Source organism: Ilumatobacter sp. (assembly GCF_965215205.1).
Lineage (GTDB): Bacteria > Actinomycetota > Acidimicrobiia > Acidimicrobiales > Ilumatobacteraceae > Ilumatobacter_A.
Genome location: NZ_OZ244049.1, coordinates 1 through 22,751, shown reverse-complemented (window position 1 = coordinate 22,751; position 22,751 = coordinate 1). Strand labels below are relative to the sequence as shown.

Sequence of the window (22,751 nt, the reverse complement as noted above, 5' to 3'; positions counted from 1 at the left end):
CACCGCACGCGCTCACATCGCATCCCAGGGGATCTCGTCGTAGGTCAAGCGGAGCAGGTCGACGATGACCGACGGATCACCCATCTCGTGGTCGCCGATCCTGCCCACCGGGGCAATACCGATCGAGTTCGTCAGAAACGCTTCGCGCATGCCAGCCACGTCGGAGACCGAGACCGGTTCGCGAACCGACTCGACGCCGCGCTGAGCGAGCGCAGGCTCGAGGAGGTGCCACGTGATCCCCGGCAGCGAGGGCTGTGTGGGCCACACCACTCGTCCGGCGTCGTCCCAGAAGCCGATGTTGGCGCCGGTGGTCTCGGAGATCAGCCCGTCGGTCGTTGTGTGAACTGCATCGTCGAACCCGGCACGTTCCGCGACGACCGCCTGATAGATCTTGGAGAACGTCCCGACATGTTTCACGTGTGCGATTGATCGTTGGTACTCCACCGGCAACAAACTGATCGGCGTGTCGCTGGGTCGAACCGCAGGACGCTGGACCGTCATCACCGCAGTCGTCCCGCGCTCGGACTCGTAGAGCACAGTGCGGAGATAGCAGTCAGCCATCTCCGACACCGCCAAGCGCATGCAGTCCAGCACCATCTCGATGTCCAGCGGCGTGCCGAACAACTCGACATGAGACCGTTCGATACGTTCGATATGAAGCTGCAGTCCGCGGACCTTTCCTGATCGAACCTGCATCGACGTGAAGTGGCCGTAGTTGATCGCCGCCGGGTGGCGAAGATCACGAACCGACGGCTTCTGTCCGTTCACCAGGATCCGAAGTGGATCCGAACTGTCGAGCTGACCTGCTGCCTGGGACACAGTCGCTCACCATAGGACCGGATTCGGCCGGGCCCGAGCGGCGGTCGCGGACCCGGCATCGATGCCGACCGTCTACCGCGCGACAAAGCTCACGTCAACGTGCGCAACGGTGCCGAGCAGGGGTCAAAGGCTTCACAGCGCGTGGCGATGTGGGCGGTTCAGGTCTGGTCGCCTTCTCAGAGCCCGAACCAGGGTCACTCATCGCGTATATGGTCGGACGGCTGAGCTGATCGTGTTGACGAGTCGGGGTAGGTAGAGGTTGTCGGGGTCGTGGAGGGGGTTGGTCTCGGTGATCACGACCGCAGCGAGGTTCTCGGTGTCACAGAGTCGGGTGAGGATCTGGGTGGCGGTGTCGAGGGTGACTCCGGTGTTGAAGTGTGGGAACTCTGCGAGCGGGCAGTCGATGGAGTCGACGGCATCGAGGTCGAAGTGCACGATTCGTGGTCGGTCGCCGAGCGTGTCGACGATTCGGTCCAGGGTGTCGTCGGGGTCTTCTCGGAGTTGTTCGGCTGGGAACAGGCTGACGCCGCGGTCGTCGAGGAGTGTGCGGTGGTCGTCGGTGAGGTCGCGGTCTTCGAAGCCGATGAGCGCAAGGTGGTCTCCGGAGAGGAGCGGTGTGGTTGCGCCGACCGTGGCGAGGTGCTGGTTGGCGCCGTCGATGTTGAGGAGGTGCGCGATGCCCATGGCGTCGAGGATTCCGGAGCGGGTGGTGGCGGGTGTGGAGAGGTCGGTGTCGCCGTCGAAGTAGGCAACGGTGGCGTCGGGTTGGTGGTCGAGGACGCCGGCGACAACGCCGAGGGTGATGGTGCAGTCGCCACCGATGACGAGAGGTATGTCGTTCGCAGTGACCGCTGTCGAGACGGCGTGGCGGACGTTGTGGGCGACGGCGAGCACGGTGTCGAGGTTCTGTGCGGTGGGGCTGGTGGGGTCGGGGGCGAACGGGGTCGGCGTGAGGTCGCCCGCATCGTCGATGTCGGGTCCGAGGGCGTTGATGAGTCCGGCGGCGCGCAGCGCCGTAGGGGCCTGCTCTTGGCCGATGCCGTAGGCGCCGGCGCTGGTGGGCACGCCGATGAGACGCAGGGTCATGGTGGTGTCCTTTGTGCGTCGAGATGGCATCGCCCGATCGAGCGTCGACGACGGGTGGTGACGTTGGTGGAGCCGTGGTGGGCGAACGGAGCAAGGTGGATGTCGGCGGTGTTGTTCATGAGACGTTGTGGCGGTGGTAGTAGTCGGTGACTTTCTGGCGATTGCCACAGATCGCCATCGAGCACCAGCGTTTGGTTCGGCTGCGTGAATGGTCGTAGAACACCCATCGACAACCGTGGTTGGCGCATGCCTTGAGACGTTGCCAGGTGCCGTCTGTTCGGGCAGCGAAGACGTCGGCGACGATTTGTCCGAGCGCACCCGTAGAGCCGCCGACGGTCGGGGTGAGGTGGTCACCGTCGCCGGTGAACTCGATCCGATAGCTCGCTCCCTCGGCGGTCTGATTGAGTAGATCGGCGACATCTTCGTCGATCGTGGCCCGGTCGTGATTCGCAACGCACGCCTCGCGTAAAGCCTCACGGATGGCGATCGCCCGTTCCACGTCACCGTCGTCGATCCTGGACCTTCCAGACAGCAGACCCTGTCCGCGGAACCAGGCCGCAAGGGCGCTGCTGCTCGTGAGGGTTTCGCGTTCTCCTTCGATGTCCCAGGTGTTGATGAAGTCCTGCACTCTGGCGAGGCGCTCGGGTGCGGGCGCTTCGCCGCCGGGCTGCTCATAGGTCGCCATCCCAACCCACTATAACCATCATCGACTTGACGAAGGTGTGAACGTTCACACTAGCATTTACCGGATGACGGTTAGTCCAACCGAACCGGTGGCAGCTGGTGTCCGCTCATCTGGGTTTCGAAGACTGTGGATGGCCACGGGGGCGGCCAATCTCGCCGACGGGATCACCTTGGCGGCGGCACCGCTGCTCGCTGCCAGCGTGACCCGCGATCCGGTGCTGGTGTCGGGGCTGGTCGTCGCGCAACGCCTTCCGTGGTTCGTCTTCACGTTGCCGAGCGGTGTTCTCGTGGACCGCTACGACCGACGGCGGATGATGTTCGTCGCCAACCTGCTTCGCGGTGCAGCACTTGCCGGACTGGGTGTTTCACTGGCTGTCGGTGTCGAGCATCTCAGCGTGCTCTATGCCACGGTGTTCCTGCTCGGCACCGCTGAAACAGTGGTCGACAACGCCGCACTCGCGGTCCTTCCTGCAATCGTCCGCAAGGACGACCTCGAGCGGGCCAACGGGCGAATCTTCGCGACGCAGTCTGTTCTCAATGAACTCGTCGGTCCTCCGGCTGGCTCTGCTCTGTTCGCCGTTGCTGCGGTGTCGGCGTTCTTGACCGGTGGCGCCGCGTTCGCGATCGCCGGGGCGCTGGTGGCGTTCGTGCCGACCCTGCGCCACGAACCCGATCCCGACGCGCCCGCGATGCTCGGCGCGATCCGGGAGGGATTCGCCTGGTTCTGGCAGCACCGCCTGATCCGCACCGTGGCGATCATCGCCGGGGTGAGCAACTTCTTCTCAGCTGCCACCCTCGGTGTGCTCGTCCTGGTCGCCCAAGAACGCCTCGGACTCGGTGACGCCGGCTACGTAGTCTTGTTGTCGTTCGCTGCGATCGGTGGCATCGCCGGTGCCGCCCTCGCCCCGCGGATCATCGACCGGATCGGGCAAGGCCCATCGCTGGTCTTCGTCGACCTCGGTCTGCAAGCACTCGGCGCGCTCGGCGTCGCGATCACTACCAGCCCCGCCGTCGCAGCGGTGATGCTTGCGTTCGGGTCCTTCGCCGGTGGGATCGGCAACGTCATCGTCATCACCCTCCGCCAAGCCGCAGTGCCCGATGAGCTGCTCGGTCGAGTCACCAGCGCCTACCGCCTGGTCGGCCTTGGCGCCCTGCCCGTCGGTGCGCTCTTCGGAGGAATCCTGGCCCGCAACGTCGGACTCACCGCACCGTTCTACGCCGCCACGATCGGACTGGTCATCGCCGCCGCCTGCGTGTCGCGGATCGTCACCACATCGGCCTACCAAGCTGCCGTTGATGCCGGCACAGATCCCCACGCCCAACCGCGCGTCGAGCAGTGACCAAGCCCGACCGGACCATCATCGCCGTCGCATTGGCCATCGGCGCCTACGGTTTCGCCTTCGGGGTGGTCGCAACCGGCACAGGGCTGCGCGGCGTCCATGTTGCTGTGATGTCGGTGTTTGCCTACTCCGGCGGCGCCCAGGCAGCATTCGTCCAGACCCTTGCGTCGGGCACCCCCGCTGCGGCGGCCTTCGCCGGGCTGGCCGTCAACTCGCGCCTCGTCGTGTACGGCACCCTCGCCGCCCGCACCCTCAAAGCCGAACCGGTTTGGAAACGGTTGCTCGGAGCCCATCTCGCCAGCGACGAGACGATCGCCATCACCGCCGCTGCCGAACCCAACGACGCCGGAGCCACCTACTGGGTCAGTGGGATCTGCTTCTTCGTTGTGTGGGTCGCCACCACCGTGACGGGTGCGATAGTCGGCGACACCATCGCCAACCCCGCCACGCTCGGGATCGACGCCGCGTTTCCTGCCGTGTTCGCCGTTCTTCTCATTCCGTTCCTCACCAACACGGCAACCAGACTCGCTGCGCTCGCCGGAGCGATCGTCGCGTTGATAGCGGTGCCGACACTTCCGGTCGGGATGCCCGTCGTGGCAGCCGTCGCTGCTGGGCTCACCATTGGCGTCATCGGGCGACCCAAGATCGCAACTGAGCCGTGACGATCCTCGCTGCGATCGTGGTGCTCGCGCTCGGCACCTACGCCTTCCGCGCCACCGGAATCGTCATGCCGACGACGAGAATCGAACCGTATGCCCAACCAGTCACCGCTGCGATCCTCGCCGCGCTGATCGTCACCAGCACCCTCAGTTCCGACAACCAGCTGGTCCTCGACCACCGAACCGTCGGACTCGCAGCCGCGATCGCCGCCATCGTGGCGAAACGCGAACTACTCACCGTCGTCGCAATCGCCGTCGCCGCCACAGCCCTCAGCCGGTTCTTCATCTGACTCGACGTGTACGAAACGTACGGACCCCGCCCAGCACAGTGAGGGGTGAACGAGCTATCGGAAGTCGTCGACGTGGTCGACCGCCCACTTGCGGAACGAACGCCCATTTCCGCCGGTCACTCGCTGGACCGTGTCTCGGACCCTGGGTGCCTGGTCGACATAGTCATTCAGCAGTGCCAGCTCGAGCTCGATCGAGTCCTCATCCCAACCAGCGTTGCGCCATCGCTCACGTGCTTCGTCGTCGGACAGCTCTTCGATCTCCAGCGGCCGATCGAGTGCGCGGCTCAACGCCGCGGTCTGCTCGATCGGTGTCACTGATTCGGGTCCGGTCACCATCAGCTTCTGCCCATCGTGATCGGGCGTGAGCAGACACGCTGCGACGACATCGGCAACGTCGTCTTCGTGGACATGCGGATACGCAGCGTTGATCAGCGGGTGTCGCACTGTTGCCGTGGACACGATGTCATCTCGCCACGACATCGCGGCAGCCATCAGCCCGACCGGTCGCACGATCACCCAATCAAGATCACTCGCCTCCAGACTCCGTTCCGCTGGAAGGAACCACTGCTGATCACCGGTAAGCGACCGCTCGTGGGGCGCCGCCGGCGACGACAACAGCACCACCCTCGGCGGCGTCGCCGAGGCCGCAAGCCCGTCCACAATGCTCGGCACGGCTGGTGGGTCGGTCGCCACGAACACCGCAGCGACCGCCTGACCGGGATCGGCGGGCCAGGAGATGTCGCTGATCTCGTGACCGTCCTCGATCAATCGTTGTCGCATCGCATCAACGATGAGGGCGTGGGTCGGACTCGACGCGATGGCAATCGTCGTCGACATGGTCGTCATCGACGTTCGGTGGTCCCGAAGCCGTCACCCTGTGTGCGTTGGTCGTACTGCTCCATCTATTGGAACAACGTGACCTGCGGTCCGGCGGGTGCGGCAAGGCGAGAGTTGAGTGACTTCCACGGTGTGATGGTCGGCTCGGCGAGCACGTCGGCGCCGGCCGATGCGAGTTGGTCGGTGAGGGCGGCGGTGTCGTTCACTTCGAACGCGACGCGTATGCGGTCGCTTTCGTGGCCGCCGGCCTCGACGTCATCGATCATCCGCTTCTGGGCGGGGTTGGCCAACTCCAGAGTGGCCCGGCCCGCATCGAAGATGACCACACGCTCGTCGCCGTCGGCTTCGAACGCCGCCTGCTCGGAAAGCCCGAGCGCGTCGCGGTAAAAGGCGACGGCGGTGTCGAAGTCTTCGGCTTCGACGACGAGACGGAGCTGGCGGACCGTGGAGTTGTCGGAGTCGGTCATGCCCACAACGTAAACCGTGTCGTCGACGGCAGGGCCGAGCCCTCTCGGGATGGCCGGAAAGGCGCCTCGGGCCGATCCCTGATCCGGCAGAGAAGCGCGATCTCGGCGGGCCGTGCGGACTGTCGCCGACAGCGCTCAGCACGTGTTCACTATGAGTGTGTTGGTTCCTCGGGTGGGGTGTCTCCGAGGTCGATCAGGAGGGTGCGCAGGTTTCGTTCGAGGCGGTTGCGTGCGGTCGGGCTGAGCGCGGCGAGGAGCGCTTCTTCGAATCGGTAGTGGTCGGGAGCGACAGCTTCGACGAGCGCTCTCCCGTGATCGGTGAGCGCGACGACGATGCGTCGGCGGTCGTCGGTGTCGTGTCGGCGGGTGACGAGTCCGCGGTCGCTGAGGCGGTCGATTCGGTTGGTCATTGCGCCGGTGGTGACCATCGTGTGTTCGACGAGTTCGGTCGGGGAGAGTTCCCATGGTTCGCCGCTGCGGTACAGGGTGGCGAGGACGTCGTACATCCAGTCGTCGATGTCGTGTGCGGCGAAGTTCTCCGCGAGCCGTCGGTCGATGATTCGTGACAGGCGCGAGAGGCGTCCGATGATCGCCATGGGTGACACGTCAAGATCGGGGTCCACGTGTGCCCACTGTTCGAGGATTCGATCGACGGCGTCACCAGCCACACCCACATCGTACTGGAGTTGCTCGACGTCTAGTAGTTTGATGTTAAGGTAACGAACGTGAAGGCGAATCGTCAGATGTCGATTGCGTTGGTCACGGTGCTTGCACCGATTTTGTGGGGAACGACCTATGTGACGATCACCGAACTGCTGCCCGACGGCCGTCCGCTACTGGTCGCATGGCTGCGGGTGATGCCGGCCGGGCTCCTGCTCTTCGCTGTGGGTTGGTGGCGGTGCCGGTGGCGGCCCGACCGGCGCGAGTGGGGTCGGCTGACGTTGCTGGCGATGTGCAACTTCGGGGTCTTCTTCCCGCTCCTGATCATCGCGATCTATCGACTTCCCGGCGGCGTCGCCGCATCGGTCGGCGGTGTCCAACCGCTGCTTGTCGGGTTGATCACGTGGACGGTCGTCGGTCGGCCGATGCGCCACCTCGACATCGCCATCGGGATTGCCGCAGCCGCCGGTGTCGCAATGGTCGTCATCCGCCCCAACGCAGCCATCGACCCCGTCGGTGTGGTCGCAGCACTGAAAGCGAACGCCTCGTTCTCCGCCGGGGTGGTCGCCACGAAACGACTCCCCGCGTTCCCGGACCGTCTCGCGTCGACCGGAATCCAGATGCTCCTCGCCGCCGTCATCCTGCTCCCACTCGCACTCGTGGTCGAGGGGCCACCGCCAGCGATGTCGGCAACGAACGTCGCCGGGTTCGCCTACCTCAGCCTGATCGCAACCGGGATCGCCTTCGTCATCTGGTTCTCCGGCATCCAACGCCTACCAACACAGGCACCACCCGTTCTCGGCCTCGCCGCGCCACTCACCGGCGCCACCCTCGGCTGGCTCCTCCTCGCCGAAGACCTCACCATCATCCAGATCCTCGGCTTCGCCACCACCATCTCAGCAATCACCTACGCCGCCACCTTCGGCTCGACCGAAACCACACCCATCCCGCCGCCGACGACGATCGACCAGCCAGCGCTCAGACGGTGACCACGCCACACGGCGCTCGCGATCCATACCTGCTCTTCGACGTCCACCACAGGACGGTCAGGTGCGCTGCGCCTCGCGATAGGCGGTGTCGAGTTCGGTGAGGACGCCGTCGTCCGGTCGCGGGGAGCCGTCGAGATGGATCGCGCGAAGTTCGCCCATGAACCGCTCAGCCATCTGCGGCCCGCCATCGGCGAGGAGCCGGGCCCGCACGGCCAGTTCGTTGCTGGTGGGGAGCCAGCGTGACCCCCAATCGCCGAGTTCGACGATCAGCGGGACGAGTTGGATCGCCGGTTCGGTGAGGAAGTAGTCGATCTTCTGGCGGTGCCCCTCGACGGCGTTGCGGGTGAGCAACCCGGCGTCGGTGAGCTTGGCGAGCCGGGAGGCGAGCACATTGCTGGCGATCCCTTCGAGTGAGTTGTCGAGCAGCTCGCGGAAGCGGGTCCAGCCGCCGAACATGATGTCGCGCAACACGACGAAGCTCCACCGGTCACCGAGCAACTCCATCGTCATGTTGATCGGACACCCCGACCGCCCGCCCCCGACATCGAGAAGTTCTCGACCTTCTGGTTGCTCCACGCAACCAGTCTAGCTACTCTGGCCACTCGACCGATTGCAGTTCGCAATCGGTCGGTGACCTGAGTCATATCCCTTGAAAGGAACCGACATGAGCGTCGAGCACACCCTCGCCGTCGTCGCCGTCAGCGACTTCGACACCAGCCACGACTGGTACCAGCGCTTCTTCGACACGCCAGCCACCAACGTTCCGATGCCCGGCGAACTCGCCGAGTTGCGGACCACCGACACCGGCTGGATCCAGATCTTCCACTCGCCCGACCACGCCGGGCACAGCCTCGCCAACCTCGCCGTCACCGACATCGACGACCATGTCGCCGAACTGCAAGATCGAGACATCGAGACCGGTGACATCGTCGAGGTCGACAAGGGCGTTCGGGTCTGTGCGATCGCCGACCCCGACGGCAACACGATCACCATCATCGGCAACTTCCGCGAGCAGTACTGAGACGGGGCCACGGCGATGCAACAACATCGGACCCGTCCCTCCACCAGCGAGCGGCCCGGCTCGCAACCCACCGACGAGTCCCGATCCCCGGCGATGCTGTTGATCCCGGGAGCGTGGATGGGTGGATGGATCTGGGAGCCAACCATCGACCGACTGCGAGGCACTGGCGTCGATGCGCACACGCTCACCTTGAGCGGGCTCGACGCCGACGCGCCGGCAACGTCGCTCGCACAGGTCCGCCTCGATGACCACGTCGACGATGCGGTGCGTGCCGTCGAGTCGATCGACCGACCCGTGGTCGTCGTGGGTCACTCGTACTCGGGGCTGATCGCCGGGATCGTCGCCGACCGGCTACCCGATCAGGTCGTCCGTACCGTGATCGTCGCCGGGTTCTTCCCCCGCGACGGCCGATCGCTGCTCGACGACTGGGGCTCCAACAGCGACGAACGCGAATCCGAACGCGCCGACATCGAACGAGCCGGCATGGTCTGGGCGCCACCCCCCACCGCGGGGATCGAAGCCGACGAAGCCCTCGACGTCGACCAAGCCCGCTGGCTCGGCCAGCGCCTCGTTCCGCACCCCGGCCGCACGATCCTCGATGCGGCCAGCATGCAACGCCCGATCACCGAACAACACGTCACCGTCATCGCCAACGTCGGGAGCAGCGGTGACCCACGCTCCACACTTCCCGACGACCTCGCCCGGTCCGACCTCGTCAAGTGGGACTTGCAAACCGTCCCCGCCGGTCACTGGCCGATGCTCGGCTGCCCCGAGGAACTCGACCGAGTCCTCCTCGAAGCAGCGACGACTGCGGCCAACGATTGACATCGAGCGGGCCAGGCCTGAAGCCGGGACTGTCAGATCGTTGGTGTAACTGACCTGGCTCATGGTTGTTGTTGGGATCTTAGGGCCTTAGAAGAGGCGGCCTTCGAAGGTGATGGCGAAGGCGTTGAGGGCGGGCTTCCAGCGGTTCATCCAGCGTTCCTGGCCGGTGCCTTTCGGGTCGAGCGACCGCACGACCATGTAGAGGCATTTGAGCGCTGCTTGCTCGTTGGGGAAGTGACCGCGTGCCCTCGTTGCTCGCCGGAACCGGGCGTTCAACGACTCGATCGCGTTCGTCGAGTAGATGACCCGGCGGATCTCCGGTGAGTAGTCGAGGAACGGCACGAACTCGGCCCACGCGTTCTTCCAGAGCGACTGGATCGCCGGGTAGCGGTTGCCCCAGATGGTGTGGAACTCGTCCAATCTCGCTGCGGCGTCGGCTTCGTTGACGGCGGTGTAGACGGGTCGCAGATCGCGTGCCATCTTGTCCCAGTCGGCGCGGCTGGCGAGGCGGAAGGTGTTGCGGATCAGGTGCAGCACACAGGTCTGCACGATCGCCAACGGCCAGGTCGCCTCGATCGACTCGGGCAGGCCTTTGAGTCCGTCGCACACGACGATGCAGGCGTCTTCGACGCCGCGGTTCTTGATCTCGGTGAGCACCTGCAACCAGTACTTGGCGCCCTCGCCACCGGTGCCGACCCAGAGGCCGAGGATGTCGCGTTGACCGTCAACGGTGACACCGATCGCCGCGTACACGGGCCGGTTGGCGACTTGACCGTCGCGGATCTTCACGACGATCGCATCGATGAAGATGACCGGATAGACGCGGTCGAGCGGCCGGTTCTGCCACTCGGCCAACTCGCCCAGGACCCGGTCGGTGATCTTCGAGATCGTCTCGCGGGAGATGTTCGTCGAGTACACCTCGGCCAGATGGGCTTCGACCTCACCAGTCGTCAAACCCTTCGCCGTCAAGGAGATGACCATCGAGTCGACCCCGTCGAGCCGGCGCTGGTTCTTGCGCACCGTTTCAGGCTCGAAGCTGCCGTCACGATCGCGTGGCACCTCCAGCTCGATCGGGCCGATCTCGGTGATCACCGTCTTCGAACGTGTCCCGTTGCGACTGTTGCCACCGTTGCGGCCCTCGACGGCGTGTTTCGGATAGCCGAGATGTTCTTCCATCTCGACCTCGAGACCCGTCTCGAGGACCTGCTTCGTGAGATCGCTCAGCAGCCCGCCGGGGCCGACGAGATTCCGCCCGTCCGATCGTGCCTGGTCGACGAGCTGCTCGGCAAGCGACCGATCTGGCCGCTCCTCGCTCGTCTCATCCGACGGTGTCACCACCGCCACATCATGGTCTGTCATCGTTGTCTGTCCTTCCGGCCAAGCGAGTCGCTCAGCGTTTCAGGCCAGACCAGTTACACCGCGGATCTGACAGTCCCCTGAAGCCGAGTCGATCCTGTACAGCGGGACGGCGATGTCGGGCTGTGCCGGATTGCGATATGCGTAGGGTGGGTCGATGCTTCCGAACTCGATTCGTCTCGGCTTGCGTGTTGACGACGTCACGGCGGCGCAAGACTTCTACACCGGACTCGTTCGCGTCGTTGGTGAGGGGTGGTAGGGATGGCGAAGTCAGCGGGACTGGACGGGGCTGTCGTTCGTGCTTGGTCGATGGGAGACGTCGGGCACGATGCTCGCGCCGGACGGCACAGATCTCATGACGATTTCGGGGACCGATGAGTACGAAATGATGGACGGCGGGCGCTGGATGATCCATCGAGTCGACGTGATGATGGGGACCGAGTCCACCAAAGCGTTGGAATTCATCGGTGATCCCGACGAGCACGGACATCTTCGAGGGCGCGCATTCACCACGTCAGGCGACTACGACGAGACAACGTTCCGGCAACTCGAAGACGGGGCCTGGCGACTCGATGCCGGCGACACCCGTTCCACCTTGCGGCCGGACGGAGCGGATGTGATGACCGCACTCTGGGAACGCGACGACGGACAAGGGTGGCGCGACTGGATGCACATGCGCTTCGTGCGGATCTGACCCCGCAGGGTTCGGTTCGAGAAAAGCCGGAAGCGTCACGCGAAGTCCGACGCAACGCATGGCGTGGAACATCGAGATCCTTCGAGCGGGTTCGGAAGTTCTCGTCGCCAGTCACCCCTCGGTAGGGAAATCCCTACCCACACTCGTTGGTGTGCCCGGTCGAACGCCGCCTGGTCGATCCGTACGGTCGACGGCATGTCCTCCACCCCGACCCTCCCACGGGATTCGACGCCGCCGAACGGTCCGGCGACGACCCCGGCCGCTCGTGCGGTCGCCATGACCAAGGTCTACGGCCGCTCGGACACGCAGGTGACGGCGCTCGATTCCGTCGACCTCGACGTCGGCACCGGGTCGTTCGTCGCGATCATGGGACCGTCGGGGTCGGGCAAGAGCACACTGATGCACTGCCTCGCCGGCCTCGACCGGCCCACGTCAGGCCGGGTGTTCCTGGGAGACGTCGAACTGGCTGCGCTGAGCGACCGCAAGCTGACGTTGCTCCGCCGAGAGCGGATCGGCTTCGTGTTCCAGTCGTTCAACCTGATGCCGACGTTGAACGCATACGAGAACATCACCTTGCCGTCCGTGCTCGCCGGCCGACGCCCCGACGCCGACTGGCTCGATACCGTGATCGACGTCGTCGGCCTCGGCGACCGTCTCGGGCACCGGCCGAGCGAGCTGTCGGGTGGCCAGCAGCAACGCGTCGCCGTCGCCCGCGCTCTCGCCAACGAACCGGAGGTGATCTTCGCCGACGAGCCGACCGGCAACCTCGACCAGCGTTCCGGCGACGACGTGCTCGGATTCCTCCGCCACGCTGTGGATCGTTTCGGCGCGACGATCGTGATGGTCACCCACGACGCACGTGCGGCGGCGTTCGCCGATCGGGTGACGTTCCTCGTCGACGGTCGTGTCATCGACCACCTCGACGATCCGACTGCGCCGGTCGTGCTCGACCGCCTGAAGACGTTGGAGGTCTGAGAGTGCTCCGAACGATGCTGTCCGATCTGTGGCTGCGCAAGCGCCGGCTCGCCGGCGCAGGCGTCGCCGTCGTGCTCGGAGTCGCGTTCTTATTCGCGACGCTCACGACCGCCGACACGTTGCGCGCCGGGTTCGACGACCTGTTCGCCGAGGCGAATGCGGGAACCGATGTCGTCGTGCGCAGTGGTTCGGTGGTCGGCGCCGGTGAGAACTCCGAACGCCAGCTCCTCGAGCCGGGGGTGGTCGACGATGTCGCCGATCTGCCGGGCGTGGAGCGCGCGGTGCCGACCGTCGACGGCATCGCCCAGATCGTCGGCACCGACGGGACACCGATCGGAGGCGACGGCCCACCCACCTCCGGTGGCGCATGGATCGACGACGCAGCGCTCAGCCCGTGGCGTATCGCCCACGGACGATCCCCGACCGCCGACCACGAGGTCGTCATCGATCGCCGATCGGCGACATTGGGCGACATCTCGGTCGGCGACGACATCGCGGTGCTCACCCCGACGCCGACACCGGTGACGGTGGTGGGGATCGCGACGTTCGGCGAGGCGGACAGTCTCGGCCCGACGACGTTCACGGCGTTCACGCCGGACCGGGCGACCAAGCTCTTGGCGGACGGGCCGGGTGCGTCGACGATCCGCATCGCCGCCTCGCCCGGAACATCCGCAGAAGAGCTGCTCATGAGGATCGAAACCGCCCTGCCTGAGGGTGTCGAAGCGCTGACCGGCGACGAACTGAGCGCCGAGATGGTCGCCGACGTCGAGAGCGACTTCCTCGGGTTCGTGCGCATCTTCCTGATCGCGTTCGCCGGTGTGGCCGTCGTGGTCGCGGCGTTCAGCATCCAGAACACGCTGTCGATCCTCGCCGCCCAGCGCACACGCGAAGCCGCGCTGCAGCGTGCGATCGGTGCGACCAGGCGCCAGGTGTTTGCGCACGCCGTCGCCGAAGCGCTCGTGATCGGTGTCGTCGCGACCGGGATCGGCGTCGGCGTCGGCTATGGCCTGGGTGTCGGGTTGAACTGGCTGATCGACAACGTCGGGGTCGATCTGCCCGACGACGGGCTCACCGTGTCGACGACGAGCGTCGCGGTCGCATGCGCCGTCGGGTTGGTCGTGACCGTGGTTGCGAGTCTCGCGCCGGCGGTTCGATCGTCACGGGTCGCTCCGATCGAAGCGCTGCGCGACGTCGCGGTCGACCGCTCCGACCGGTCGTTGGTGCGTGCTGCGATCGGCGTCGTCATGCTCGGCTCGGGGGTGGCGATCACGATCGTCGCCGGTTCGCGCACGGACCAGCCGATCCTCTGGGCGGGTGCGGGAGCGCTCTTGGTCGTCGTGGGCGCTGTCGTGCTCGGCCCCGCAACGGTCCGGCCGGCGGTGGCGGCCTTCGGTGCGCCGGTTCGGATGCTGCGCGGTGCGACGGGTCGACTCGCCGACCGCAACGCCCGTCGTAACCCGGGTCGGACGGCGGCGAGTGCATCTGCGCTGCTCGTCGGAACCGCCGTGGTGGCGTTGTTCGCCACGCTCGGCGCGTCGATCACCGACGCCGTCGAGTCGGCCGTCGACGAGTCGTTCGGCGGCGACCTCGTGATCGAACCGGCGTCGTTCGCCGGAGCCGGACTGGATCCCGAGATGTCGGACCGGGTCTCCGCCCTCGCCGAGGTCGACGCGACGGCTGCGGTGCGGATCACACCCATCGACGTCGCGGGCGACCCGACGTCGGCCTCGGCGGTCGATCCGACGGCGCTCGCAGCCGTGATCGACCTCGACCCCGTCGCCGGATCGCTCGCAGGTCTCGACGCCGGGTCCATCGCCATCGGCGAGGCGTACGCAAACGAACTCGACGTCGGCCTCGACGACGAGCTCTCCGCCACGCTGGCCGACGGGACCGACACCACCGTGCGGGTCGGAGCGATCTACTCGCGCACGGAGCTGTTTGGCGAGTTGATCGTCACGCTCGACGACGCTCCGGGGAGCGAACTCCGCGGCGACGTCGCCGTCCTTGTCGATCTCGCGGAGGATGTCTCCATGGCCGACGGCGCGGCCGCTGTCGACCGTGTCGGTGCGGAGTTCGCAGCGCCCGGCGTCCAGACACGTGACGAGTACGTCGACGGCATCGCCGCGGAGATCGATCAACTCCTCGCATTGATCTACGGGCTGCTGGCACTCGCCGTCCTGATCGCCCTGATGGGGATCGCCAACACCTTGTCGCTGGCGGTCCACGAACGGACGCGGGAACTCGGGCTGCTCCGCGCCGTCGGCCAGACCCGCTCGCAGCTCCGGTCGACGGTGCGCTGGGAATCCGCGCTGACGGCGGTGTTCGGGACGGCCGGCGGGGTCGGGCTCGGCGTGTTCCTGGGGTGGGGGCTGATGCGGGCGATCGAGGCCGAGGAGGGCATCGGCGGGTTCGCGATCCCCGTCGGCCCGCTTGCGATCGTCGTCGCCGTGGCCGCCGCGTCGGGTACCGTGGCTGCGATCAGTCCCGCCCGCCGAGCCGCCCGGCTCGACGTCATCGACGCACTGAGCACGCAATGACGAACTCGACCACGGCGTCCGATTCGGAGTCGGCTCCCGGGTCGCAGCCGCTTCGGGTCGTCGCCCCGGACCGTGATGCGACGCACGACCGGTTCGTGAGAGCCGATGATGCGACCACGCCGACCCAAGCCCCGCCGGGTGACCGTGTCGCCGTGTCCGGGTGGTCGTGGCGCCATCCGGTCCGGTTGTGGAGGAGCCTGGCCTACGTCGTCAGCGGCATGATGACCGCACCGATCGCGTTCGTCTTGACGATCGTCCCGCTGGCCGTGACCATCGGGCTGCTCGTCACCGTGGTCTTCGCCATCCCGTTCGCCTGGCTTCTGTTCGCCGTCGCGCGCGGTCTGTCTCGTGTCCAACGCTCTCGCGTCGCCGGTCTCCTCGGCGTGGAGATCGCCGACCCGGTGCCTCCGCTGCGGTCGAGCGGGTTCGTGCGTCGGTTGTGGGAGCGCGCCCGCTGCCAACCCCGATGGCGTGAGATCGCCCACCATCTCGTGCGGTTGCCGGTCGACGCGATCGGCTTCGCCGTGGTCGTCGCGGTCTGGTGCGGGTCGCTCGCGCTGATCGCGTTGCCCGCCTACGTGTCGGCGCTTCCCGACGAGACTGCGAAGTTCTACTTCTTCGAGATCGGCCAGGGCGGCGGCGCAGCGACGGCCGTCGTCGTCGGGTTGGTCGGGATCCTGGTCGTCGCTCCGCCAGTGACGGCGGCGGTGGCGTCGATCGAGGCCACGCTCGCACAGGCGCTGATCGGCCCACGTGGCGACGAGTTGCTGCGCGCCGAGGTGAGCCGGCTGGAATCGCGACGGAGTGCGGCGGTCGTCAGCGCCGAGACCGAACGTCGCCGCATCGAACGCGACCTCCACGACGGAGCCCAGCAGCGCCTCGTCTCGCTCGCCGCCGATCTCGGTGCCGCCCGCGACAAACTCGCCGCCGATACGCACGACATAGACGACGCGATCCCGTCCGCCGACCGGCTGGAGGCGACGAGACTGGTCATCGACGCCCACGAGGAGGCGAAGGCCGCACTTCGCGAGATCCGCGACCTCGTTCGCGGTATCCATCCGGTGATCCTCGAAGACCGCGGGCTCGACGCTGCGCTGTCCGCCGTCGTCGCCCGGTCACCGGTGCCCGTCACGCTCGACGTCGATCTCGCCGCCGGACAGACGGCTGGATCGGTACGTCTGCCCGCCCCCGTCGAGAGCGCTGCGTACTTCGTCGTCAGCGAAGCGCTCGCCAACGTGGCCCGACATGCGCAGGCGTCCCGCGCGGTCGTGTCGATCGCCCGGTCGGCGGGTCGGCTCGTCGTCGAGGTCCGCGACGATGGCATCGGCGGCGCCGACGCATCCCGTGGCACCGGGCTCCAAGGGCTACGCGACCGGGTCACCGGCCTGGGTGGCACCGTGCACGTGCTGAGTCCGGTCGGCGGTCCGACGACGCTCACCGTGGAGTTGCCGTGCGCATCGTGATCGCCGAGGACTCCGTGCTGCTGCGCGCCGGGCTGACGCGCATCCTCGCCGATGCCGGTGAGGACGTGATCGCCACCGTCGGCGACGCACCATCGTTGATCGAGGTGGTCGAACGCCACGAGCCCGACCTGGCGATCGTCGACGTGCGGATGCCGCCGTCCCACACCGACGACGGACTGCGCGCCGCGATCGAGGTGCGCTCGCGGTGGCCGCAGGTCGGAATCCTCGTGTTGTCCCAGTACGTGGAGGAGCGCTACGCCGTCGAGCTGCTGGCCGGCGACACCGAGGGCGTGGGCTATCTGTTGAAGGACCGTGTCGCCGACGTCGGGGAGTTCCTGGGTGCGGTCCGCCGCGTCGCCGAGGGTGGCGCCGCGCTCGATCCGGAGGTCGTCGCCCAGCTGCTTGGCCGCAGCCGCCGTCTCGACCCGCTCGAACGTCTGACGCCACGCGAGCGCGAGGTGCTGGAACTGATGGCGGAGGGTCGGACCAACCCGGCGATCGCCCGTCGCCTCGTCGTCGGAGAGAAGGCGATCGAGAAGCACGTCGGGAACATCTTCACCAAGCTCGATCTGATCCCGATCGACGACGACCACCGCCGGGTCCTGGCCGTGCTGCACTGGCTCGACGACCGCAGCGGCGACTACCGGACGCCTCGCCGCCGACGAGCGGCGCATGAGGCCGACGAGGAGCGACGATGACCGATTCTGTGATCGCACCCGACCGAACTTCGACGGATCCGACGAGTGCCGAGGAGGGCGGACCTACCCCCGCGGTGGCCCGGCGCGCATGGCTCCCCATCGCGAGCGTGCTGACTTTGCTCGCACTCGGGTGGGGCACGTGGAACGTCGTGGCTGTGCTCGCCCACGGCGAACGGACCGATATCGTCGACTACACCGAGATCCGAGCCGTCTCGATCGACAACGACGATGGCTGGGTGACCGTCCGCTCGGACGACGGCGCCGACGCGGTCACCGTGACGACGACGATCAGCGAGGGACTCCGCGCTCCCGACGTGTCGGCCGAGGTCGTCGACGGTCAGCTCGTCCTCGAAAGTTCGTGCCCGAGTCTGATGTCGACCTGGTGCTCCGTGACCTACACCATCGACGTGCCGACCCACACCGACGTGACGGTCCGCAGCGACAACGGCCGCATCGAACTTCGCGGCGTGCTCGGAGCCGTCGACATCGGCGGCGACAACGGATCGATCGAAGCCGATGCGTTGGAGGCGACGTCGTTGCGGCTCGAGACCGACAACGGCAGCATCCGAGCGAGCGGAGCGCTTGCACCGGTCGTCACCGCCGAGACGGAGAACGGCTCGACCAGGTTGTTCTTCGACCGCCCGCCCGGGGCCGTCGACGCCGAGTCGAAGAACGGGAGCGTGGAGGTGGTCGTCCCGGCGACCGGCGAGGCCTACGACGTCGACGCATCCAGCGACAACGGCGGTGAGACGGTCTCGGTGCCGGTCGACTCACGGAGCGATCGCCGCATCGACGCCCACACACGCAACGGTTCGGTCAGCGTGCGGACCGAACGCGGTTGAGCCGCCACGTCGAGATCACGTCGAGAGCCTTCGATGAGCTACGTCGGCGCCGCACGGGCGGTGGCGGTTCTCAATCAGCAGCGACGATCGAACTCTTCGAGCAGTACGGCTTCGTGCGGAGAGCCAGCTGGGCAGGCCTGCGTGGATCGTCGGCCGCACCATCTTCAGTAGCGAACGACCACGACCCCGAGCCTGCGTTCTGAGCTTCGGTTGCGGCGAGCGTGTCTGGCCGTTGTCAGGGGGAGGGCGGTGTGGCGTTGGTGAGTCGGACGGCGACGTCGTGGACGGCGTCGCGGAGTTCGGGTCCGCCGTGCACGTGGAAGGGGTGGGGGATCGGGGCGAGCCATTCTGATGCGTACATCTGAGGGTTGCTGGTCGTACCCCGCAGCCGGCATCGTTGGCCGTCGGGGGATGCTTCGAGTCGGCCCATTGGTGGGCGAACCCAGGGGGCGACGTCGCCGATGGGTGCGTCGAAGTCGATGACGGCGTCGTACTCCCAGCCGGTCGCCATGTGGGCTTCGAGCGCGGTGACGGGGTCGAAGTCGGCCGGGGGTGCGGTCGTGGTGGCGGCGGTGAGTGTGCCGAGGCGGGTGATGCGGTCGATGCGGTAGGAGCGGGTGGCGTCGGGTCGGTGTGCGTGGCACAGCAGGTACCACCGGCCGTGGCGGACCACGACAGCCCACGGGTCGCAGTCGACTTCGAAGGTGCGTCCGGCACTGGTCGTGTAGTCGAAGCGGACGCGTCGTTCTTCGGCGAGCGCGTCGGCGAGGGAGGTGACGACGGTCGGGTTGCTGCGTGCGGCGCCGCGGTCGGGTGCGGCGCGGGCGTGGCTGCGAACGATCGAGGCCTGGCGTGCGGTGGCTGCGGGGAGTGAGGCAATGAGTTTGCTGAGCGCGGAGCCGACGGGGTCGTCGGGATCGGCGGCTGCGTGGTGGCCGTCGAGGACGGCCGTCACCAGCCCGAGTACTTCGCCGGATTCGAACACGAGCGGGGGTGGTTCGGTGGATCGACCGATCCGGTAGCCGCCGTAGCGGCCGCGAGTGGAGTCGATCGAGATACCGACCGATCGCAGGGTGGCGATGTAGCGGCGAACAGCCCGTTCGGAGATCTCCAGGCGCCCTGCGATCTCGGCGGCGCCGATTCCCGGATTCGCCTGCAGCAAGCGCAGCACCCGGAGGGCGTGTGCGACCGGGACGCTGATCGACGACGACATCGCGTCGAGCGTATTCAGGATCTGTTCCGTCCGGAATGCGTTCTACGGTGAACCAGCATGGACATCATCTTGATCGCCGGACTCTGGATGCCGGCCACGGTGTGGGCCGACACCGTTGAAGCGCTGGACCGGCTCGGTCACCGCCCGATTCCGCTCGAATTGCCCGGTGTCGACGACGCAACGCCATCGGTGACGCTCGACGATCAGCTCGACGCCGCGCTCGATGCCGTCGACGCCGCAACGCAACCGCTCGTCGTCGGACACTCCGCCGCGGCGACGTTGGCGTGGCTGGTCGCGGACCGCCGACCCACTGCGATCAGCGGTGCGGTATTGATCGGTGGCTTCCCCGCTGCATCGGGGTCGAGCTACGCCGCCTTCTTCGACATCGTCGACGGCGCAATGGCGTTCCCGGGTTGGGAGCCGTTTGAGGGACCCGACGCCGCCGATCTCGACGAACGCATGAGGCAACGTCTCGCCGAGCTCGCCGTTGCGGTTCCCGCCGACGTCGCGAACGGTCACGTCGCCTACGGCGACGATCGACGCTTCTCGGTCCCACTCACCGTCGTGTGCCCCGAGTTCACACCGGCCGACGTCCGAGGATGGGTTTCGGCCGGCGATGTTCCCGAACTCGACCGGGTCGAACGCCTCGACCTCGTCGACATCGACTCGGGACACTGGCCCATGATCACCCAACCGGACAACCTCGCACAGCTCATCGCCGACGCCGCGGAAGACGCGCAGTCGATCGACAGGGGTGATGGTGGGTGAAGCTGGTCCGTCACGTGGTCGTGTTCGACGCCGCCGATGTCCATGTCGAGAGCGCCTTTTGGGCCGAGGTGCTCGACGGTGCCGTGGTCGACGACGACCCCCGGTTCCACTGTGTCGTCGACGCCGACTCGACCTGGCTGATCGGCGTACAGCACGCCCCCGACCACACACCACCCGATTGGCCCCACGGCACACCCGGCCAACAGATCCACCTTGATCTCCACGTCGACGACCCGACCGCCGCATGCGCTTGCGTCATCGAACTCGGCGCTCGCCCGCTGTTCGTCGACCACGACCCGACCGAGCAAGAAGTAGGTTTCCAGGTGTTCGCCGATCCCGCAGGACATCCGTTCTGCATCGGATGGGGCCACCCCGACGACGACACGATCCGACACCACGTCTCCGATTTGATCGAGACCACCGAATGAGGGTTGTTGCGACGAGGTTTCGAACGGAATCTTGAGCCAGCACCTTCGCTGCGGCGCAAGTCGGCGCAGATGTGGGCGATCACCTGCACCCACCCGTGCCGATAGCGGACGGTTTCAGCGTCGGTTGCGCTCCGTTGATATGCCGCTCTTCTGCTGTATCCGTGGGTCAGGTTCGGCCTGGGAGGGCGGGTGGGTGGCTGCCAAGCGCGAGCAGGGCGAGGGCGATGAGGGGTTCGGGTCCGTGGAAGCCGAACGCGATGCGGGTGAGGAGCCGAATCTTGGTGTTGGTCGACTCGATCAGGGCGTTGGAGAGCCCGGAGTCGAGGGCGTGATCGATCGCCACTCGGTGCTTCACGATCTTGCGGGCGAGTTCGACGAAGGCCGGCATTCGCGACCGGCGCGCCCACGACAACCACCTGTCGAGCGCGTGCTTGCCGGCGTCACCCTTGACGGCAAACACGAACCGCAGTCCTTCCTTGAGCAGGTAAGCGCGATGGAGCCGAGGGTCGATCTTGGCGATCCAGTCGAGCTGGGCGCGTTGGTTCTCGGTGAGATCGCCGGGGTTCTTCCAGAGCGCGTAGCGGGCGCGTGCGATGCCGAGCGAGGTGCCTCGTGCGCGTCCTCGCTGGGACATGACGGTCGTGATCGCGTTTCGTCCCGATGCCTGGTTCCAGGCTCGGCGACGCTCGACGTCGAGCGCTTCGATGGCCCACGCGACGACGTGAAACGCATCGGCGCAGCGCACGGCGTTCGGGGCTCGCTTGGCGACGACGCGGGCGATCCAGCCCGCCATGTCCGCAGAGATGTGGGTCAACTCCGCAGCGCGTTCGTTGCCGAGTTCGTCGAAGAACACCTCCAAGTCGGCGTCGGTGCGGCCAGGGCCGACCCACACCAGATGGCCGGTGTCGTGATCGACCACGACGATCAGGTAGCGGTGTCCGCGCTTGTAGGAGATCTCATCGATCCCGATCCGTCGCAACCCGTCGAGACGATCAACACGCGCCTCGACATCTGCATTGACCCGCGTGACGATCGCACCGATGGTGCGCCACGCCACCCGCAACAACTCACACGTCGCGGACTTCGAGGTGCGCACCGCCAGCCACGCCGCCAAGTCGTCGAAGTCGCGGGTGTGGCCGACCCCATGACGAGCCCACGGCACTGCCACCACCGTCGGTCCGTGCGTGCGGCAACGCACCCGGGGTGCGTCGGCTTCGATGAACACCTTCGTCGTGCCGGCGTCCAACGCCCGCCACCGCCGACGACCATCACCACGGTCGTAGCGAGGCGAACGTCGATGGCAGTGTCCGCAGCGGCCACGAGCCCTCGCATCAGGTCGTGCCGACACCACGATCGATCCATCGGTGTCGTCGACACGGACCCCTTCCACGACCGTGCGCGTCAACCCGCACGCCTTCTCCCATACCTTGGTGTTCAGCACCCCGTCTGCCGTCCTTTCAGTTTCGAGCCTTCGACAGCGCGAAACCTAGGAATCAGGCGGGGTGCACCCGCGGATAGGCCCTCAACTCACCCACGGACAGAGCAGAAGAGCGTGATATGCGTGCAACCGAGCCCGTTCCGGTCGAGTTGCAGGTTCAGCTAAATGCGTCGTCAGTCGTCAGGGCCATGCGAGAACCAACCGCGATTTCGGGCGGTGTCCGCCGCAACGCCGAAGGCTGCTCCGCATCGGTCGACCAGTTGGTTGAGGCTGCCGAGAGCGACAACCGAGTCAGTGTCAATGCCGTCGCCACGTCTCAGCTCGCCCAAGATTGATGCGTTGACCTGCTGCAGCAGGATGATTGCGCCGTGGCCGGTTTCAGCAGAGTCTGCGTAGACAGTCGCGCCCGGCGTCCGGTGCGGCTCACCGTCGATGTCGATTCGCTGGATGGCCGCTGCGCGTGGTCCGCCGTGGATGGCGTGGTTGCCGTAGCGATAGAAGGGTCGCAGGTGGGCGACGCCGGCAAGTCTCTCGAGATCAGCGATACCAGGGTTCGGCTTTGAACAGATCGGTACCGCCCAACCAAGCGGTCGCGCGAACGACTTCCCGCCCCATCGTTCGATCACCTCGTCGTACCGCTCACGGAGCAGCGTCAGATCTGC

The 22,751-nt window shown here is 66.7% G+C and carries 24 protein-coding genes and 1 pseudogene; 14 read left to right on the top strand and 11 right to left on the bottom strand.

The window, feature by feature from the left end; translation table 11 throughout:
• Positions 1-12: 12 nt before the first annotated feature.
• From ACOOHC_RS00245 to ACOOHC_RS00235, 3 genes are all read right to left on the bottom strand, one after another.
• Positions 13-819 carry an aminotransferase class IV gene (locus ACOOHC_RS00245; protein ID WP_420452007.1) on the bottom strand — a complete coding sequence of 269 codons (807 nt, stop codon included), beginning with the start codon at positions 817-819 and terminating at the stop codon, positions 13-15.
• 198 nt (positions 820-1,017) lie between these two features.
• Positions 1,018-1,905, bottom strand: a complete 888-nt coding sequence (locus ACOOHC_RS00240) for an arginase family protein (protein ID WP_420452006.1) — start codon at positions 1,903-1,905, stop codon at positions 1,018-1,020.
• 115 nt (positions 1,906-2,020) lie between these two features.
• On the bottom strand, positions 2,021-2,590 hold the full coding sequence (locus ACOOHC_RS00235; protein ID WP_420452005.1) for a CGNR zinc finger domain-containing protein: 570 nt from the start codon (positions 2,588-2,590) through the stop codon (positions 2,021-2,023).
• Positions 2,591-2,654: 64 nt separating this feature from the next.
• Here ACOOHC_RS00235 and ACOOHC_RS00230 point away from each other — a divergent pair, with 64 nt between their 5' ends.
• From ACOOHC_RS00230 to ACOOHC_RS00220, 3 genes are read left to right on the top strand one after another with little or no spacing between them, the layout of a single operon-like run.
• Positions 2,655-3,929 (top strand): MFS transporter, encoded by a 1,275-nt coding sequence (locus ACOOHC_RS00230; RefSeq protein ID WP_420452004.1) that lies wholly within the window; start codon positions 2,655-2,657, stop codon positions 3,927-3,929.
• Entirely contained in the window at positions 3,926-4,591 is a 666-nt protein-coding gene (locus tag ACOOHC_RS00225) for an AzlC family ABC transporter permease (RefSeq protein ID WP_420452003.1), read from the top strand. Before ACOOHC_RS00230 ends, ACOOHC_RS00225 begins: the two co-directional genes overlap by 4 nt.
• On the top strand, positions 4,588-4,878 hold the full coding sequence (locus tag ACOOHC_RS00220; RefSeq protein ID WP_420452002.1) for an AzlD domain-containing protein: 291 nt from the start codon (positions 4,588-4,590) through the stop codon (positions 4,876-4,878). The genes ACOOHC_RS00225 and ACOOHC_RS00220 overlap by 4 nt, the downstream gene beginning before the upstream one ends.
• Positions 4,879-4,932: 54 nt before the next feature.
• On the opposite strand, the gene ACOOHC_RS00215 is transcribed toward ACOOHC_RS00220, so the two are convergent.
• From ACOOHC_RS00215 to ACOOHC_RS00205, 3 genes are all read right to left on the bottom strand, one after another.
• Positions 4,933-5,724, bottom strand: coding sequence for an NAD(P)H-binding protein (locus ACOOHC_RS00215; RefSeq protein WP_420452001.1), 792 nt, complete (start codon positions 5,722-5,724; stop codon positions 4,933-4,935).
• 56 nt (positions 5,725-5,780) lie between these two features.
• Positions 5,781-6,182 carry a VOC family protein gene (locus ACOOHC_RS00210; RefSeq protein WP_420452000.1) on the bottom strand — a complete coding sequence of 134 codons (402 nt, stop codon included), beginning with the start codon at positions 6,180-6,182 and terminating at the stop codon, positions 5,781-5,783.
• A gap of 149 nt (positions 6,183-6,331) precedes the next feature.
• Positions 6,332-6,778: a MarR family winged helix-turn-helix transcriptional regulator gene (locus ACOOHC_RS00205; protein WP_420451999.1), complete on the bottom strand. Its 447-nt coding sequence runs from the start codon at positions 6,776-6,778 to the stop codon at positions 6,332-6,334.
• 129 nt (positions 6,779-6,907) lie between these two features.
• On the opposite strand from ACOOHC_RS00205, the gene ACOOHC_RS00200 reads away from it, so the two are divergent.
• On the top strand, positions 6,908-7,831 hold the full coding sequence (locus ACOOHC_RS00200) for a DMT family transporter (protein WP_420451998.1): 924 nt from the start codon (positions 6,908-6,910) through the stop codon (positions 7,829-7,831).
• Positions 7,832-7,888: 57 nt separating this feature from the next.
• Here the strand turns inward: ACOOHC_RS00200 and ACOOHC_RS00195 are convergent, their stop codons facing one another.
• Positions 7,889-8,341 carry a winged helix-turn-helix transcriptional regulator gene (locus tag ACOOHC_RS00195; RefSeq protein WP_420453833.1) on the bottom strand — a complete coding sequence of 151 codons (453 nt, stop codon included), beginning with the start codon at positions 8,339-8,341 and terminating at the stop codon, positions 7,889-7,891.
• Between the two features lie 154 nt (positions 8,342-8,495).
• Here ACOOHC_RS00195 and ACOOHC_RS00190 point away from each other — a divergent pair, with 154 nt between their 5' ends.
• Positions 8,496-8,852, top strand: coding sequence for a VOC family protein (locus ACOOHC_RS00190; RefSeq protein ID WP_420451997.1), 357 nt, complete (start codon positions 8,496-8,498; stop codon positions 8,850-8,852).
• A gap of 93 nt (positions 8,853-8,945) precedes the next feature.
• Positions 8,946-9,677, top strand: a complete 732-nt coding sequence (locus tag ACOOHC_RS00185) for an alpha/beta fold hydrolase (protein WP_420451996.1) — start codon at positions 8,946-8,948, stop codon at positions 9,675-9,677.
• Between the two features lie 87 nt (positions 9,678-9,764).
• Here ACOOHC_RS00185 and ACOOHC_RS00180 read toward each other — a convergent pair whose 3' ends face one another.
• Complete coding sequence (locus ACOOHC_RS00180) at positions 9,765-11,036, bottom strand: IS256 family transposase (RefSeq protein WP_420451164.1); 1,272 nt, start codon at positions 11,034-11,036, stop codon at positions 9,765-9,767.
• 325 nt (positions 11,037-11,361) lie between these two features.
• Here ACOOHC_RS00180 and ACOOHC_RS00175 point away from each other — a divergent pair, with 325 nt between their 5' ends.
• The 6 genes and pseudogenes from ACOOHC_RS00175 to ACOOHC_RS00150 all read left to right on the top strand — a co-directional run bounded on the left by ACOOHC_RS00175 (position 11,362) and on the right by ACOOHC_RS00150 (position 18,242).
• Positions 11,362-11,727 carry a hypothetical protein gene (locus ACOOHC_RS00175; RefSeq protein ID WP_420451995.1) on the top strand — a complete coding sequence of 122 codons (366 nt, stop codon included), beginning with the start codon at positions 11,362-11,364 and terminating at the stop codon, positions 11,725-11,727.
• Between the two features lie 195 nt (positions 11,728-11,922).
• Positions 11,923-12,702, top strand: a complete 780-nt coding sequence (locus tag ACOOHC_RS00170) for an ABC transporter ATP-binding protein (RefSeq protein WP_420453832.1) — start codon at positions 11,923-11,925, stop codon at positions 12,700-12,702.
• A gap of 14 nt (positions 12,703-12,716) precedes the next feature.
• On the top strand, positions 12,717-15,239 hold the full coding sequence (locus ACOOHC_RS00165) for an FtsX-like permease family protein (protein ID WP_420451994.1): 2,523 nt from the start codon (positions 12,717-12,719) through the stop codon (positions 15,237-15,239).
• A 260-nt stretch (positions 15,240-15,499) separates the two neighbouring features.
• On the top strand, positions 15,500-16,702 hold the full coding sequence (locus ACOOHC_RS00160; protein ID WP_420453831.1) for a sensor histidine kinase: 1,203 nt from the start codon (positions 15,500-15,502) through the stop codon (positions 16,700-16,702).
• Positions 16,690-17,328: pseudogene (locus ACOOHC_RS00155) on the top strand (response regulator); the annotation flags it as partial. The gene ACOOHC_RS00160 and the pseudogene ACOOHC_RS00155, both read left to right, overlap by 13 nt.
• 68 nt (positions 17,329-17,396) lie before the next feature.
• A complete protein-coding gene (locus ACOOHC_RS00150) occupies positions 17,397-18,242 on the top strand; it encodes a DUF4097 family beta strand repeat-containing protein (RefSeq protein WP_420451993.1) in 846 nt (281 codons plus the stop codon).
• A gap of 235 nt (positions 18,243-18,477) precedes the next feature.
• On the opposite strand, the gene ACOOHC_RS00145 is transcribed toward ACOOHC_RS00150, so the two are convergent.
• Positions 18,478-19,455: a helix-turn-helix transcriptional regulator gene (locus tag ACOOHC_RS00145; RefSeq protein WP_420451992.1), complete on the bottom strand. Its 978-nt coding sequence runs from the start codon at positions 19,453-19,455 to the stop codon at positions 18,478-18,480.
• A gap of 57 nt (positions 19,456-19,512) precedes the next feature.
• Between ACOOHC_RS00145 and ACOOHC_RS00140 the strand changes: the two genes are divergently transcribed.
• Positions 19,513-20,223, top strand: coding sequence for an alpha/beta fold hydrolase (locus ACOOHC_RS00140; RefSeq protein WP_420451991.1), 711 nt, complete (start codon positions 19,513-19,515; stop codon positions 20,221-20,223).
• A gap of 20 nt (positions 20,224-20,243) precedes the next feature.
• Positions 20,244-20,651 (top strand): VOC family protein, encoded by a 408-nt coding sequence (locus ACOOHC_RS00135; RefSeq protein WP_420451990.1) that lies wholly within the window; start codon positions 20,244-20,246, stop codon positions 20,649-20,651.
• A 166-nt stretch (positions 20,652-20,817) separates the two neighbouring features.
• Here ACOOHC_RS00135 and ACOOHC_RS00130 read toward each other — a convergent pair whose 3' ends face one another.
• Entirely contained in the window at positions 20,818-22,092 is a 1,275-nt protein-coding gene (locus ACOOHC_RS00130; protein WP_420451721.1) for an ISL3 family transposase, read from the bottom strand.
• Between the two features lie 170 nt (positions 22,093-22,262).
• Positions 22,263-22,715: a hypothetical protein gene (locus tag ACOOHC_RS00125; protein WP_420451989.1), complete on the bottom strand. Its 453-nt coding sequence runs from the start codon at positions 22,713-22,715 to the stop codon at positions 22,263-22,265.
• Positions 22,716-22,751 lie beyond the last annotated feature (36 nt).

Bases quoted from the DNA above. Each gene is read 5' to 3' on its own strand.
- ACOOHC_RS00140 (WP_420451991.1), top strand. From the start codon at position 19,513: ATGGACATCATCTTGATCGCCGGACTCTGGATGCCGGCCACGGTGTGG.
- ACOOHC_RS00180 (WP_420451164.1), bottom strand. From the start codon at position 11,036: ATGACAGACCATGATGTGGCGGTGGTGACACCGTCGGATGAGACGAGC.
- ACOOHC_RS00170 (WP_420453832.1), top strand. From the start codon at position 11,923: ATGTCCTCCACCCCGACCCTCCCACGGGATTCGACGCCGCCGAACGGT.
- ACOOHC_RS00215 (WP_420452001.1), bottom strand. From the start codon at position 5,724: ATGACGACCATGTCGACGACGATTGCCATCGCGTCGAGTCCGACCCAC.
- ACOOHC_RS00230 (WP_420452004.1), top strand. From the start codon at position 2,655: ATGACGGTTAGTCCAACCGAACCGGTGGCAGCTGGTGTCCGCTCATCT.
- ACOOHC_RS00210 (WP_420452000.1), bottom strand. From the start codon at position 6,182: ATGACCGACTCCGACAACTCCACGGTCCGCCAGCTCCGTCTCGTCGTC.
- ACOOHC_RS00145 (WP_420451992.1), bottom strand. From the start codon at position 19,455: ATGTCGTCGTCGATCAGCGTCCCGGTCGCACACGCCCTCCGGGTGCTG.
- ACOOHC_RS00195 (WP_420453833.1), bottom strand. From the start codon at position 8,341: ATGACGATGGAGTTGCTCGGTGACCGGTGGAGCTTCGTCGTGTTGCGC.
- ACOOHC_RS00185 (WP_420451996.1), top strand. From the start codon at position 8,946: ATGCTGTTGATCCCGGGAGCGTGGATGGGTGGATGGATCTGGGAGCCA.
- ACOOHC_RS00240 (WP_420452006.1), bottom strand. From the start codon at position 1,905: ATGACCCTGCGTCTCATCGGCGTGCCCACCAGCGCCGGCGCCTACGGC.
- ACOOHC_RS00235 (WP_420452005.1), bottom strand. From the start codon at position 2,590: ATGGCGACCTATGAGCAGCCCGGCGGCGAAGCGCCCGCACCCGAGCGC.
- ACOOHC_RS00175 (WP_420451995.1), top strand. From the start codon at position 11,362: ATGCTCGCGCCGGACGGCACAGATCTCATGACGATTTCGGGGACCGAT.
- ACOOHC_RS00165 (WP_420451994.1), top strand. From the start codon at position 12,717: ATGCTGTCCGATCTGTGGCTGCGCAAGCGCCGGCTCGCCGGCGCAGGC.
- ACOOHC_RS00150 (WP_420451993.1), top strand. From the start codon at position 17,397: ATGACCGATTCTGTGATCGCACCCGACCGAACTTCGACGGATCCGACG.
- ACOOHC_RS00190 (WP_420451997.1), top strand. From the start codon at position 8,496: ATGAGCGTCGAGCACACCCTCGCCGTCGTCGCCGTCAGCGACTTCGAC.
- ACOOHC_RS00205 (WP_420451999.1), bottom strand. From the start codon at position 6,778: ATGGCGATCATCGGACGCCTCTCGCGCCTGTCACGAATCATCGACCGA.